13 protein-coding genes and 1 tRNA gene are annotated in these 13,323 nt (G+C 63.3%); 4 read left to right on the top strand and 10 right to left on the bottom strand.

The window, feature by feature from the left end:
• The first annotated feature begins 15 nt into the window (after window positions 1-15).
• Complete coding sequence (locus ACOYQJ_RS18715; protein ID WP_422907527.1) at window positions 16-915, top strand: zinc ABC transporter substrate-binding protein; 900 nt, start codon at window positions 16-18, stop codon at window positions 913-915.
• Here ACOYQJ_RS18715 and ACOYQJ_RS18710 read toward each other — a convergent pair.
• The 7 genes from ACOYQJ_RS18710 to ACOYQJ_RS18680 form a co-directional block, all read right to left on the bottom strand.
• A complete protein-coding gene (locus ACOYQJ_RS18710; protein WP_422907526.1) occupies window positions 912-1,691 on the bottom strand; it encodes a LamB/YcsF family protein in 780 nt (259 codons plus the stop codon). The genes ACOYQJ_RS18715 and ACOYQJ_RS18710 overlap by 4 nt on opposite strands.
• Window positions 1,688-2,698, bottom strand: coding sequence for a 5-oxoprolinase subunit C family protein (locus tag ACOYQJ_RS18705; RefSeq protein WP_422907525.1), 1,011 nt, complete (start codon window positions 2,696-2,698; stop codon window positions 1,688-1,690). Before ACOYQJ_RS18705 ends, ACOYQJ_RS18710 begins: the two co-directional genes overlap by 4 nt.
• Window positions 2,695-3,444, bottom strand: coding sequence for a 5-oxoprolinase subunit B family protein (locus ACOYQJ_RS18700; RefSeq protein WP_422907524.1), 750 nt, complete (start codon window positions 3,442-3,444; stop codon window positions 2,695-2,697). The genes ACOYQJ_RS18705 and ACOYQJ_RS18700 overlap by 4 nt, the downstream gene beginning before the upstream one ends.
• Window positions 3,445-3,519: 75 nt before the next feature.
• On the bottom strand, window positions 3,520-4,761 hold the full coding sequence (locus tag ACOYQJ_RS18695; RefSeq protein WP_422907523.1) for an aminotransferase class V-fold PLP-dependent enzyme: 1,242 nt from the start codon (window positions 4,759-4,761) through the stop codon (window positions 3,520-3,522).
• On the bottom strand, window positions 4,761-4,955 hold the full coding sequence (locus ACOYQJ_RS18690; protein ID WP_422907522.1) for a DNA gyrase inhibitor YacG: 195 nt from the start codon (window positions 4,953-4,955) through the stop codon (window positions 4,761-4,763). Before ACOYQJ_RS18690 ends, ACOYQJ_RS18695 begins: the two co-directional genes overlap by 1 nt.
• Window positions 4,952-5,986: a ribonuclease E/G gene (locus ACOYQJ_RS18685; protein ID WP_422907521.1), complete on the bottom strand. Its 1,035-nt coding sequence runs from the start codon at window positions 5,984-5,986 to the stop codon at window positions 4,952-4,954. The genes ACOYQJ_RS18690 and ACOYQJ_RS18685 overlap by 4 nt, the downstream gene beginning before the upstream one ends.
• The gene (locus ACOYQJ_RS18680) at window positions 5,983-6,573 is read right to left on the bottom strand and encodes a Maf family protein (protein ID WP_422907520.1); all 591 of its coding nucleotides are present in this window, start codon (window positions 6,571-6,573) and stop codon (window positions 5,983-5,985) included. The genes ACOYQJ_RS18685 and ACOYQJ_RS18680 overlap by 4 nt, the downstream gene beginning before the upstream one ends.
• A 111-nt stretch (window positions 6,574-6,684) precedes the next feature.
• Here ACOYQJ_RS18680 and ACOYQJ_RS18675 point away from each other — a divergent pair, with 111 nt between their 5' ends.
• Window positions 6,685-9,876 (top strand): 2Fe-2S iron-sulfur cluster-binding protein, encoded by a 3,192-nt coding sequence (locus ACOYQJ_RS18675; protein WP_422907519.1) that lies wholly within the window; start codon window positions 6,685-6,687, stop codon window positions 9,874-9,876.
• 31 nt (window positions 9,877-9,907) lie between these two features.
• Here ACOYQJ_RS18675 and ACOYQJ_RS18670 read toward each other — a convergent pair whose 3' ends face one another.
• The 3 genes from ACOYQJ_RS18670 to ACOYQJ_RS18660 are packed head-to-tail and all read right to left on the bottom strand — an operon-like array spanning window position 9,908 to window position 11,786.
• Entirely contained in the window at window positions 9,908-10,384 is a 477-nt protein-coding gene (locus tag ACOYQJ_RS18670; RefSeq protein ID WP_422907518.1) for a DUF2948 family protein, read from the bottom strand.
• Window positions 10,381-11,652 carry a UDP-N-acetylglucosamine 1-carboxyvinyltransferase gene (gene murA, locus ACOYQJ_RS18665; RefSeq protein WP_422907517.1) on the bottom strand — a complete coding sequence of 424 codons (1,272 nt, stop codon included), beginning with the start codon at window positions 11,650-11,652 and terminating at the stop codon, window positions 10,381-10,383. Before murA ends, ACOYQJ_RS18670 begins: the two co-directional genes overlap by 4 nt.
• A gap of 5 nt (window positions 11,653-11,657) precedes the next feature.
• Window positions 11,658-11,786 carry a hypothetical protein gene (locus ACOYQJ_RS18660; RefSeq protein ID WP_422907516.1) on the bottom strand — a complete coding sequence of 43 codons (129 nt, stop codon included), beginning with the start codon at window positions 11,784-11,786 and terminating at the stop codon, window positions 11,658-11,660.
• A gap of 263 nt (window positions 11,787-12,049) precedes the next feature.
• Here ACOYQJ_RS18660 and ACOYQJ_RS18655 point away from each other — a divergent pair.
• Together ACOYQJ_RS18655 and ACOYQJ_RS18650 are read left to right on the top strand one after the other, a co-directional pair.
• Window positions 12,050-12,124 (top strand) — tRNA-Thr (locus tag ACOYQJ_RS18655).
• Between the two features lie 150 nt (window positions 12,125-12,274).
• Entirely contained in the window at window positions 12,275-13,300 is a 1,026-nt protein-coding gene (locus tag ACOYQJ_RS18650; RefSeq protein WP_422907515.1) for a NotI family restriction endonuclease, read from the top strand.
• Window positions 13,301-13,323: the final 23 nt, after the last annotated feature.

Below are 13,323 nucleotides of genomic sequence, written 5' to 3'. Positions count from 1 at the left end.
CTCCGAGATCTTGCCATGCTGTTTCGCCTTGTCGCTGCCCTGATATTGATGTCCGCCTCTGCCCGGGCCGAACCTTTGCATGTCGTCACCGACATCGCCCCGGTGCACAGCCTTGTGGCCATGGTGATGGACGGGGTCGCAGAGCCAGACCTGCTGCTGGCGCCCGGCACCTCGGCGCATCATTTTGCGCTGAAACCCAGTCAGGCGCGGACCTTGGCGCAGGCTGATCTGGTGATCTGGATCGGCCCCAGTCTGACACCGCCTTTGGCCGAAGCGCTGGATACACTTGCGCCAAATGCCGCGCGGATTGTCCTGAGCGAGACGCAAGGCACGCTGACGCTGCCCTACCGCGAACTTGAAGGGTTCGGCCACGAACATGACCACGGAGATGACGCTCACGCGGGCGAAGACGTTGATCCCCACCTATGGCTGGCCCCCGAAAATGCGCAGCTTTGGCTGGGCATCATCGCCGATGCGCTGGCTGAACAGGATCCGGACAACGCACTGAACTACAAGGAGAATGCCGTAAAATCTGCGTTGCGGATCGAAAACCTCGCCAATCAAACAGGGCAAAATCTGTCTGCCCTGAAAGGTGTTCCCATCGCGGTCTTTCACGATGCCTTTCAATACTTTGAGCATAGCTTTGATCTGACGGTGATTGGCGCGCTTTCGGACAGCGAGGCCGCCCCGGCGGGCCCTGCGTTTCTGGACGGCCTGCGCGATCGTCTCACAGCTGAGCCGCCCGCCTGCATCCTGTTGGAGCCCGGCGCCAACCGGAAACTGGTGCAGGCGATTGCCCCCGATGTGCCGGCGGTCGAACTGGACCCGATGGGTACGGCCCTGACACCGGGCAGCGCGCTTTACCCGGCGCTGATCGAGGACATGGCCAAGCGTCTGGCGGACTGCGCCAACTAGAGCAAAGCTCCGCGCCGTCCTTCAAAGGCGCGGACCTTGATCCCGGCGCCTTCCAATCCGGCGCGCACCGCGCGGGCGATCTGCAAGGCCGTTGCACCGTCCCCATGCAGGCAGATCGTATCGACCGCAGTCGGGATCGGCGCGCCCTCTTCTGGCAAGATCGCCCCGGCCTGCACCATCTTGACGATTCGCGGCGCGGCGACCTCGGGATCGTGGATCACCGACCCGAGCAGGCTGCGATCCACCAGCGTCGCATCGGCATTATAGGCCCGATCGGCGAAAATCTCGCCCGCCCAAAGACAGCCAAGACGTTCGACCACGCGCTGTTGCGCCGTTGCCGCCAGCACCATGACGATGATCTCGGGCGCGACTTCGAGCGCGGCGCCATAACAGGCCTCGGCCAGCGCCTCGTCTTCCGAGGCCATGTTGGACAAGGCACCGTGCAGCTTGAGATGCCGCACCGCGCCCCCCTGCGCCCGCGCCACGGCCAGCGCAGCCCCAACCTGATACTGCACCATGTTGCGCAAGGATGCCTCGGGAAGATGCATACGGCGGCGACCAAAGCCCTGAAGATCGGCAAAACCGGGATGCGCGCCGATGCCCACGCCCTGCGCCGTGGCGACGCGCATGGTCTGCGCCATCACGTCCGGGTCGCCCGCGTGAAACCCGCAGGCGATATTGGCCGAGCTCACGACTTTCAGCAGTTCCGCGTCCTGCCCCATTACCCATGGACCAAAGCTTTCGCCCATATCGGCGTTCAGATCGACTGTCGTCATGGCTCTTCTTCTCCGGTGATGGCGCCGCTGATCAAAGTGTAGGACAAAAGGTCCGCGATCTGCGCCGGATCGCGGAACATCGGCGCGGCCAGCCCCGGCAGCGCCTTGATGTGTTTGACGAAAGACGCCTGCGCCGCCAGCGCCTCGTCCCGGGTTACAAAGCGAAAACGGATTTCGCTGCCCGCAGGCGCCTGAGCGATCCGCGGCAGATCCGGCGGGATGACCGTGCCAATGCGCGGGTAGCCGCCCGTAGTCTGGCATTCGGACAGCAGCACATAGGGCGCGCCATCGCCGGGGATCTGGATGTCGCCGGGGGTGATGACCTCGGACAGGATCGTTTGCCCCGCATGCAAGCCAAAACCTTCGCCCTCGGGCACCAGCCGCACCCCCATCCGGTTGCCGCGCGTATCGCGGGAAAAGCGGGTTTCGGCAAATCGGGTTTGGTCTTCATCGGGGTAAAGCCCGGTTTGGAGACTGGGCAGAATGCGCAGCTCACCGCCACTCCAGCGCGGCTCCGGCATCAGGATCAGCCCGGTGTCCTTACCCGGATCTTCGCTCAGCGGCAAACGATCCCCTGCTGCCAAGGGCGCCCCCAGACCAGCGGCCAGATGCGCACTTTGCGCGCCCAGCACCTCGGGCACAGCCAGTCCGCCACCAAAGGTCAGATAGCCATAGACACCAGCACTGGCACCGCCGATCTCCAGAACCACGCCGGGCGGGATCAAATGCGAGGCCTGCCACGCCAAGGCCGCGCCATCCAGGGTTGCCTTCATCGGTGCGCCGGTCAGGGCAATGCGTGTGGGTGCTGTCACTTCAAACCGGCCGCCCATGCCGGCCATTTCCAAAGCCGCGCCAATCGGCTGTCGCAGCAGCGCAGCCCCTTCGGCCAGTGCCAAAGGGTCCGCCGCGCCTCCGCGCGACAGGCCCTGCGACAGATACCCGGTGCGGCCCCTGTCCTGCACCGTCACGCCCGGCCCGACCTGTTGAACGATGAGAGCGCGGCTCATGGCAACGCCTCTTGCGTCAAGCCGCCCAAGGGATCGCCGCGCAGGGTTTCAAATCTTTCACGCGTGACCGAGGGAAACTGCACCTCGTCACCCGGACGCAGCAGGAAAGGCCGGTCGCTTTCGGGCTGAAACAGCCTCACCGCGGTCTGTCCCACATGGCGCCAGCCAGTCGGAGTCGTCACCGAAAACAGCACCAATTGCCGGATCGCCACCACCAGCGCCCCGACCGGCACCTGCGGCGTCAGGGCCGTCTGGCGCGGGATGTCCCAAGCCTCGGGCAGCGTGCCCAGATAGGGTTGACCGGGCGCAAAACCGATGGCGGTGACCCGGACGCGGGCGCTTGAAAGCGATTGGATCGCCTCGGCGGCGCTCATCCCGGCGGCCTGCGCGGCCTCGTCCAGTTGCGGGGCCAGTTCCGTGCCGTAAACCGTTGGGATGGATAGGAAACGCCGCCCTTCAGGCAAAGCCGCGTCGTACCAGTCGCGGGCTGATACAAGACGCGCCAGCCGCGCTGTCAGGTCCGTTGGGTTCACCGCCAAAGGATCAAAGCGTACAAAGCACGACACCAGCGAGGTCGAACACTCCTCGACCCCCTCAGGGCATTCCCGCTCGACCTCTGCCTTGAAGGCCAAGGCGGCCCTGTTCGCCGGTTCCATCAAAGTTTCGCCAAAGCGCACCAACAGCCCGTCCAAGCCGACGGAGTCGATCCGGGGAAAGCCGGGGGTTTGCAAGGCGGGTTCGGTCATGGCCGCATGAAGCCACGCGGCGCAGGCCCTGTCCAGAGGTCGAAAACCCGAAGCACGGGATTGCCGCGCGGCCTGTCACAGATCCTTGACCACGGCCAGAAAGGCGCGCACCTCGTCCAGCGTGTTGTAATGCGCCAGCGAGACGCGGATGCAATCGGCCTGCCCCAGCGGTCCAAGAATATTGCCTGAGTAGTGGTCGGACTTGCGGATATGGGTGCGGATGCCCGCCGCATTCAGCGCCTCGACCACCTCGCCAGAGGGGCGCGCGTCGATCCAGAAGCTGACCAGCCCTTCGCGCGCCGCATTATCAGCGCCGCCGACGATCCGCACGTCCGGCAGGTCGGACAATCCCGGCAGGTTTCCGACGCCGTCCAGCATCGCCGTTGTCAGAGCGCTTTCGTGGGCATGGATCGCCGCGCCAGCCGCTTCGATCCGCGCCCGGCGATCTGTAGTGTCGGACACCTGCGCACCCAACCAGTCAAAATAATTCACCACATCGGACATCGTGGCATAGGCGCCAGTGTCCCGCGTGCCCAATTCCCAATTGCCATCCGGCCCGCCAACCAGCGCGTCATGCGCCAGCATGGTCAGCCGGTCCGAGGCCCAGGCCACGCCATAGCCATGCCGCGAGAACACCTTGTAAGGCGAGATGACATAGCCATCGATCGGCGCGGCACTGACATCGATCTGCCCGTGACAGGCGTGCTGGATGCCGTCGACGATGATGAAGCACTCGGGGCTGACGTCGCGGATCGCCTGCGCAATCGCCGCCACGTCGTTGCCCATCCCCGTCACCGGCGAGGTGTGCAGGATCGTCGCCACGCGGGTGTCCGGCGTGACGGCATCGGCATAGGCCTGCGCCGTCACCAAACCGGTTTCATCGTCATGTGGCACCAGAACATGCGGGCGTTTCGTCATGGCAGCCCAACGGGCGCAGGCGCTGCGCGAGGCCGGATGCTCGACCGTTGATCCAAGAACGATGCCCCCGGCTTCGGCGCCAAGGCAGGCGTCCTGCACCAGACGGAACAACAGCTCGGTCCCGCTTTCGCCCCAGAGCACGGCGCCGCTCGGCGCGTTGAACAAGGTCCGCACGTCTTCACGCGCAGCCTCGATAACCTTGACCAAGGCCTTGGACGCCGGATTGTCCCGCCCCTGATTGTCCGGAATCGCGGCAAAACGCGCCGAGGTTTCGACCACCGAATTCAGCGTCAGCGCGCCGCCGGCGTTCTCGAAAAAGATGCGCGGGCCGGTAAAGGGGCAGGTTTCGACATGGGCAAAACGGGCGCGGACCTGCGCCGATAGATCGTCAGAAAACATCAGTGCGGCTTTCTTTGTTGGTCTTCAAAGGCGAGGGCGGCTTCCTCGGCGGCCTTTTCGATATCCTCGGGATCGTCCGAGGGAATCGCATAGCTTCCGCCCAGCCATTTCGCCAGATCTACATCCGCGCAGCGCTTTGAGCAGAAGGGGCGGTATTTCTCGTCGCTTGGCCGGGAACAGATCGGACAGCTCATTTCAGCAATTCCTTCAGCGGCTGGCGGTCTCTTTTGCGCTGGATTTCCATCAGGCCAAGGGTCGTCCAGCCCGCAAGGATCGACTCGGTCGACTCGCGTTTCAAGCCGGCCCGCAACAGCCCTTCAAGCTGCTTGCGGTCCTTCTTGGGACAGGGCGCGGGATCAACGATGATCTGCCCCCCAAGGCCGCGCAAACGCAACTGACGCGGCAGATCACGCATTGCGGCCAGATTGGCCTTGAGCCCGGCCGCGGGCGAGGTATCGCCGCCGGTGTTGATGTCCACCGCGACAAGCGCCGAGGTCGGCTCGATGATCATCGAGTAGCCGCCCGGAAGGGCGACACGCGCACGGCGCAAATCCGCGATCATCTCATCAACGCCCTGGCGTTCGAAACTGCCATCGTCGGAATCGACTTCGGCCTCTTCGACCCATTCGCGCCACGCCAGCGCATGCGGGCCGTCTCCTTCGACCAGCACTTCGGGGCCTGCGCCTTCGTCGCTGAGCACATGGGCGGCAAGGCGCGCCATGGCCTCGACATCCTCGGCGATCTCATCCGGCGAGGCATTGGCGCAGGAGGACCGCAGGATAAGCCCGGCTTCATCCGGCAGCGGTGCATTTTCCAAAGCCTCATGCGCGGCCTCAAGCGCCGCGTCGCGCAGATCGTCGTCCTTGATCTGACGCGAAACGTTGATGCCCGGTTTGCCCGCCGTGACGATGGCATAACGCGACTTGAACAACAGGCGCTGGGTGACCGGGATCGCCTTGCCCGGTTCAGCAAAGCCGGTGACCTGCACCAGCAGCGCCTGCCCCGGTGTCAGCCCCTTGACCTGCCGCAGAAAGGCCGTGCCGTCCGGCGTGCGCAGGAACATCCCGCCCTGCCCTTTGACGGGACGCTCGGCAATCCCCCGGTACAAAGTTCCCGGCCGCGGCGCATCGCTGTCGATCAGCAGATCGTCCAGTTTGCCATCGCGGATCAGCGCCGCCGCTTCCCGGTCTCCGATATGGTCCAGTGCAACAGTCAAACCCTTCATGTCTTGTCCTTATAAAGCGGATAGCCCGCGGCAAGCAGCAGGTTCGCTGTCTCTGCCAGCGGCAATCCCACCACAGCCGTAAATGATCCGTTGATCCAAGGGATAAAAGCCCCCGCCATGCCCTGGATACCATAGCCCCCTGCCTTGCCTTGCCAATCACCACTGGCGAGATAAGCATTCAGCTCGGCGTTCGAGAGGGTCTTCATCTTGACCTGTGTGACCACGTCGCGTTCCCACAGCCTGTCGCCCCTACGCACGGCCACGGCGGTGATCACCCGGTGACGACGGCCCGCCAGCATCGTCAGAAACTCAGCCGCCTCGCCTGCGTCCTTTGGTTTGCCAAGGATACGGCGGCCCAACGCCACGGTGGTGTCCGCCGCCAGCACAATCTCATCCGGTGCGGCAGTGATCGCCTGCGCCTTTTCCCGAGCGATGCGCACACAATAAGGGCGCGGCAATTCACCCTCGAGAGGGTCTTCGTCAATGTCAGGCGGGCGGATGTCATGTGGCGCAAGGTCCAGCTGTGCCAGCAATTCGCGGCGGCGCGGGCTGCCAGAGCCCAGAATCAGGCGGGGGGTGTCGGTCATGGGCGTCCCTTGTCTATCTGCCCTGCCCATAACTCTTTGAGGGACGATGGGCAAATGCCCCTCTTGCCGAGGGACGCATTCTCTATACTCTCCACCACCGGGAGGAAGATCATGGCATTGCGTATTTTTTCGGACCGGGCACGTCCGGTGCACCTAGGCCCCTATGCATTGGAGCGCCTTGAACGCGGCCCCATGCCCGATCTGAACGCCCTGCCCGGCTGGCAGCCCCTGAGTTTTCATCGGGATGATCCGGACAGCCTTGTGAACGCCATGGCCGAACATCAGGCGATGATGGACGCGATCCGTGACGGGCTGGTGAACAAGCAACGCTCGACCATCCCCGATGATCTGCAGGACCGCGCCAACCATCTCAAGGCCTTTGGCTATTTCTCTGACGCCTCGATGGTTGGTTGCGCCCTTCTGCCCGAAGGCGTCCGCCTGAAGACCCCGGTCATCAACCCCGACATCAAGGCCCTGTCTGAGGCGCTGAGAACCCGTCAAACCAAGACCTTGGCGGCGGGGATCGACATGATCATGGCCGACCTCAAGGAATCTATGCAGGCCCCGCCCGCTTCGATCGAAGCGCACAGCCATGTGCTGGTCTTTGCCTATGAATATCCCCGCGATCCCCGCCCGGACGAGCCGGGTTATACATGCATCAAAGACGCTCAGGCGGAACGGGCCTGTCTGCGCGCCGCCGAAACCGCGACGGTTATTGCCAATTATATCCGATTGCTGGGCTGGGATGCCAAGGCGCATACCGGAACCACCTCGGATCTGGACCTGACACGGCTTGCGGTCGCCTCGGGGCTGGCCTTTGCCGATGGCAGCGCGCCTTGGCTGGGGCGACGCTATGGATTGGCGGCGGTGTCCACCACGCTGGCAATCGCGCCCGACGCGCCTCTTGCCCCGCGTGAGCAGCAGCCGCAGGCGGAACTGTCCGGCATTCACTGGCGGTTTGGCACGCGGGCGGCCAAATCGGCACGCACGCAAGATCCCTTTGCAAAACGGCGCTTCGTGGATGGCCCGCACCCGTTCGAAACGCTGAAACGGGTGGACAACCCGACAACCTATATCGATGAGCCCAACGTCGCCCGGGTGCCCAAGCGCACCGATATGTTTGCCCGCGCCCAGTTCGGAGACATGGGCAAGTCCGTGCAAAAAGGCGCCACCGGCGGCTACTACGCCCGCAAGGCGGCCCCTTCCGGGGCCCAACGGCGCCTTTTGGGGGCTTTCGTGCTTTTGCAGGGCGGCGAGCCCTTGGCGCCGCCACGTCCCCCTGACCCGCAGGCCAATGCCGAGGCCATCAAGGCGGCAAGCTATTTTCTGGGCGTCGACGCCGCCGGCATTTCGCGCTGCCCGGATTGGGCCTGGTACAGCCATGACGCCGCCGGAGAGCCGATCAACCCGACCCACACCAACGCCATCAGCATGATCGTCGATCAAGGCTTTGAGACGATGGAAGGCGCCAGCGGCGACGACTGGATCAGCGTCGCTCAATCCATGCGCGCCTACCTGCGGTTTTCCCTGCTGGGCGGGGTGATCGCCGCGCAGATCCGCCGCATGGGTTTTTCCGCCAAGGCCCATACCGTGATGGACGGCGAAGTTCTACAACCGCCGCTGTTGCTGCTGTCCGGCATGGGCGAGGTCAGCCGCATCGGCGAGGTGATCCTCAACCCCTTCCTTGGCCCGCGTTTGAAATCCGGCGTTGTGACCACCGACATGCCCTTGGCGCACGATCGCCCCATCGACTTTGGACTTCAGGCCTTTTGCGAGGCCTGCAACAAATGCGCCCGCGAATGCCCCTCGGGGGCGATCACCGCCGGGCCAAAGCTGATGTTCAACGGCTATGAAATCTGGAAAAGCGACAGCCAGAAATGCGCCACCTACCGGATCACCACCGAAGGCGGCGCCATGTGCGGGCGCTGCATGAAGACCTGCCCTTGGAACCTTGAAGGGCTGTTCGCCGAAGCGCCCTTCCGCTGGGCCGCGATGAACATGCCCGGCGCGGCCCCGCTTCTGGCGAAACTGGACGACGCCGCGAACCGGGGCAGCCTGAACCCGGTCAAGAAATGGTGGTGGGATCTGGAACTGCAACCGGACGGCGCCTATCGCCCCACGGACAAACCTTTGAACGAACGCGGCCTGCAAAAGGATCTGGATCTGAAATACGAAGATCAGACACTGGCCGTATACCCCGCGCCGCTTGCCCCGCATCCTTGGCCCTATCCCTTTCCGATGGACCGCGAAGCCGGGATCGAAGCCTATCAGGCCATGGTCACCGCGCAGGAATACCAGCGGCGACGCGACGCCGGGGATGCCAGCGTTTTGCACAAATACGCCGCCGCCGAGGACAGCCCCGTGCTGCGTGTTCAGGTGAGCAAAGCCGAAGAGATGGCCCCCGGCCTGACAAAGTACGAATTTACGTCAATCGACGGCAGCCCTTTGCCGGAATGGACGGCGGGTGCCCATATCGACATCGTCGTGGCGCCCGAATTCCTGCGGCAGTATTCGATGTCCGGCGATCCGGCGGATCGGTCAAAATACCAGATCGCCGTCCTGCGCGAAGACGAAGGCCGCGGCGGCTCGAAACTGCTGCACCGGATTTTCAGCGAAGGGCGCAAGGTGTTCATCTCCAAGCCGATCAACCATTTCCCCTTGGTCGAAGATGCGACCCACAGCTATCTGATGGCGGGCGGGATCGGCGTGACACCGATGATTGCCATGGCCCATCGTCTGCACGCGCTGGGGCGCCCCTTCACGCTGCATTATTCCGTGAAATCAAAAGCCTCCGCCGGTTTCCTTAACGAATTGTTTAAGATGCCGTGGTCAGCCAATGTCATGCTGCATGTTTCAGACGAAGGCACGCGCTGCGATCTTGCCAGCGCGCTCAAGTACACGCCCGGCGCCCATGTTTATACCTGCGGCCCCGAGATCTACATGAACGCGGTTCTGGACGCCGCTGAGGGGGCCGGTTTCCCGGACGAGGCCCGCCATTTCGAATTCTTCTCGGTCCCCGAGTTGCCGGAATACATTAACCATCTGTTCACCCTTCGCTTGAAGGACGGGCGGGAGATCATTGTTTCTGAAGAAGAAACCGGGGCAGACGCACTTGCCCGCGCGGGCATCCATGTGGACGTGAAATGCAGCGACGGAATCTGCGGGGTCTGCCAATGCGGCTTGGTTTCCGGCGAGGTAGAGCATCGCGATTTCGTACTGTCCAAGGCCCAGCGCGAAACACGGATCATCCTGTGCCAAAGCCGCGCGGCGCAGCCAGACGGTGTGATCGAGATTGACCTGTAAGGTTACCCGGGCATCGCGCGGGTCAGACGCCTCAGCCGTGGTCCGGCGTCTTACCAGATGGCGCGACGTAAGGCCGGGTCACATCGCGCAAGGTCAACTCCAGCGCTTCGACTTGCGCGCGGATCGCGCCATCGCCCGCCAGCGTCAGAACCACATGACCGGAGGGCGCTTCGCCCTCTTCGAAGGTGACCGACAGCACCGACAGGATCATATCCTTGTCGCTGCGATCCACGCCCTGACTGGCCATGCCAAGCACGCCTTCGATCACCAATAGCGCCTGCACGCGCTCGACCGGGCGGCCCCGCTTTTTGGCGGCGTCCACGTCCTCCCAGCGGACACGGTTCAGCAGCAAACCCAACCGTCTTTGGTTGGGTTGCCACTTGATTTCCGTCACCGGCAAGACCGCGTCCTGCACAAGCGCAGAAATCACCTGCAAATCATCGGCGTCAAAAGCGCCGAGGTTCAGGGGGCGTTCGCCGCCATCTTCAAAGCGTGCATCTTCGCTCATTCGCCTTTGACCCGTTCAATCTTGGCGCCAACCGAAGACAGCTTGCGCACCACGTGTTCATAGCCGCGATCAAGGTGATAGACCCGGCTGACCACCGTTTCCCCTTCGGCAGCAAGCCCGGCAAGGATCAGTGAAACCGAGGCCCGCAGGTCGGTCGCCATCACCGGCGCGCCTTTCAGCCGTTCAACACCATGTACTTTTGCCATGCCGCCGTGCACCTCGATATTCGCACCCATGCGGATCAGTTCCGGCGCATGCATAAAGCGGTTCTCAAAGATCTTCTCTTCCAACTCGCTTGTGCCCTCGGCGGTGCAAAGCAGTGCCATCATCTGCGCCTGCAAATCGGTCGGGAAACCGGGGTATGGCTCGGTTATGACGTCAACGGCGCGGATACGATCGCCTTTGCGCGATACCTTCAGGCCCTTGTCGGTTTCTTCCACCGAGATACCCGCCGCGTCGAGACGTTCGCAGAAAGCTTCGACAAGGCTCAGCTTGCCGCCGAGACAGGTCACCTCACCGCCGCAAATCGCTGGCGCCAGCATATAGGTGCCCAGCTCGATCCGGTCGGTGACCACGCGGTGCGTCGCACCGCCCAGGCGATCGACGCCTTGAATGGTGATGGTGCTTGTCCCCTCACCGTCGATCTGCGCGCCCATCGCCCTGAGGCATTGTGCCAGATCGACGATCTCGGGCTCGCGCGCGGCATTCTTGAGCACCGTTGTCCCTTTGGCCAGCGTCGCCGCCATCAAGGCGTTCTCAGTGGCCCCAACCGAGACAAAGGGAAATTCGACAACCGCGCCCTTGAGCCCGCCCGAAGGCGCCTTGGCGTGCACATAGCCATCGCGCAGTTCCAGATCGGCGCCCATAGCTTCAAGCGCCTTGAGATGCAGATCCACGGGGCGCGCACCGATGGCACAGCCACCGGGCAAGGACACAACCGCCTGCCCCGCACGGGCCAGCATCGGCCCTAGAACCAAGATCGAGGCGCGCATTTTGCGCACGATGTCATAGTCAGCGTGAAGGTTGTTCAGGTCATGGCTGCTCATCGCCAGCACTTGACCGTCCTGCAAAGACTGCACCTCGGCGCCCAGCGATTGCAGCAGTGCGGTCATGGTTTTGATATCCGACAAGCGCGGCGCATTGGTCAGCGTCAGCGGTTCGTCAGACAAAAGCGTTGCTGGCATGAGGGTCAGACAGGCATTTTTCGCACCCGCGATGGGGATTTCCCCGTTCAGCGGGCCGTTGCCCGTCACCAAAATCGAATCCATGCCTGTCAGTCCTTGTTACCGCTGCTCTGTTCTGTTTCGCATTTATCCGCCCCCGAGCGTGCCTTGGTCTGCGCCTTGCGCCGTGCCAGATTCGCCTTGAGCGCCGCCTTGAGGCGTGCGTCGCGGTCTTTCATGGGCGTTTTTTCGGGTGTTGATTTGCGTTGCATAAGCACTCTGTAACCCAGGTACAAAAAAGGGTCCAGTTTACGCTTGCACCCGAAAAGTTTTGGGGCTAATCACCGCCCACGTTTCGACGACGGCGCTGCTGTAGCTCAGAGGTAGAGCACTCCCTTGGTAAGGGGAAGCTCTAGGCGGCAGGGCGGCTGAAACTAAAGGGCTTTTCCAGAGCCCGCTTGACCCGGGGTAACGCCCGGGGTAGCTATCTGGAAAACGAGATGCTGTGGTAGCTCAGTGGTAGAGCACACCCTTGGTAAGGGTGAGGTCGAGAGTTCAATCCTCTCTCACAGCACCATCTCCCTCTACAAATCAAGCACTTACCGGATCACTCCGGCCCCATGTCCGCGTTACCCCAGCATTACCCGGCGGATTTCAGCGCCCGGTGAATCATTGACTACATGTTGTGGAAGTTGTCCAATGCACCGCAAGGCGCGGAGGCAACCCATTGGCAGAAGAGCGGTTTCACATTGCGGAGTGGTATGGACACCCATTCAAGGACCTAGGCGACTGGGACCGCGTGAGGCTGGCCGGGCATGACGTGGGCGGCTCGGCAATGTCGAAGGCGGAGTTGGCCCGGATGGTTGCCCTTGAGGAGAAGGACGCCCTCGGGACGATTAAGCCCAAAGAGGCCGACCGGCTCAACGTGCTGCGCGACAAGCTGGCCCAGCAGCAGGCGGAGGAGCTGCCGTGTCCGTTCCGCACCGACAGCCCGCACCCGACCTGCACCAAGCCCGGCGGCGTCTGCTCAATCCGCATCTACCACGAGGAAGCCGGGAGCATCGCGCCGATAGACGGGGAACGCGGGCGGCTGCGCGCCCTCTGCCCTTGGCGCTTCCATCAGCACGGCACGGCCTTCGACAAGATCGGTGAGAGCCTTCTTGCGGACCCGTCGCCCCTGCGCGCCGGTGAAGTGGGCTTCCTCGAATCAACCGGCAACCTCGACAGTGACCCGGGCGAGGACGTGGGCCGCATCGACATGATCCTCGTGAAGTCGAACAGCGCGGACGGCGCACCGATGAACTGGGTGGCCGTGGAGGTGCAGGCCGTCTACTTTTCCGGCAAGAAGATGAGCATTGAGTTTGACCACCTCAAGCTGACGCAGGGCAAGCTGTCGATGGCCCAAGAGAAGCGCCGCCCGGACTACCGCAGCAGCGGGGTCAAGCGCCTGATGCCGCAGCTCCTGACCAAGGTTCCGACCCTCCGGCGCTGGGGCAAGAAGATGGCCGTGGTCGTTGACGCCCCGTTCTTCTACTCCATGGGCAAGATGGAGCGGGTCCCGCACCTCTCGAATGCCGACATTGTCTGGTTCCTCGTTGACTTCAAGCAGGCCGCACCCGGCGCGCCGTTCCAGCTTGAGGTCGTGGAGGAGTTTTACACCACGCTTGAGAGCGCAACCCTCGGGCTGACGGGTGGCGTCCCCGTGTCACAGGGCGAGTTTGAGGCGCGGATCACGGCGAAGGCCCAGAAATAGAAGTTGCCCAGTTAACCCCCTGT

The organism is Pacificoceanicola algae (genome assembly GCF_049341065.1).
Taxonomy (GTDB): domain Bacteria; phylum Pseudomonadota; class Alphaproteobacteria; order Rhodobacterales; family Rhodobacteraceae; genus Pacificoceanicola.
Note: the sequence above shows the minus strand (reverse complement) of the source record. Positions and strands in the feature narration are given on the sequence as shown.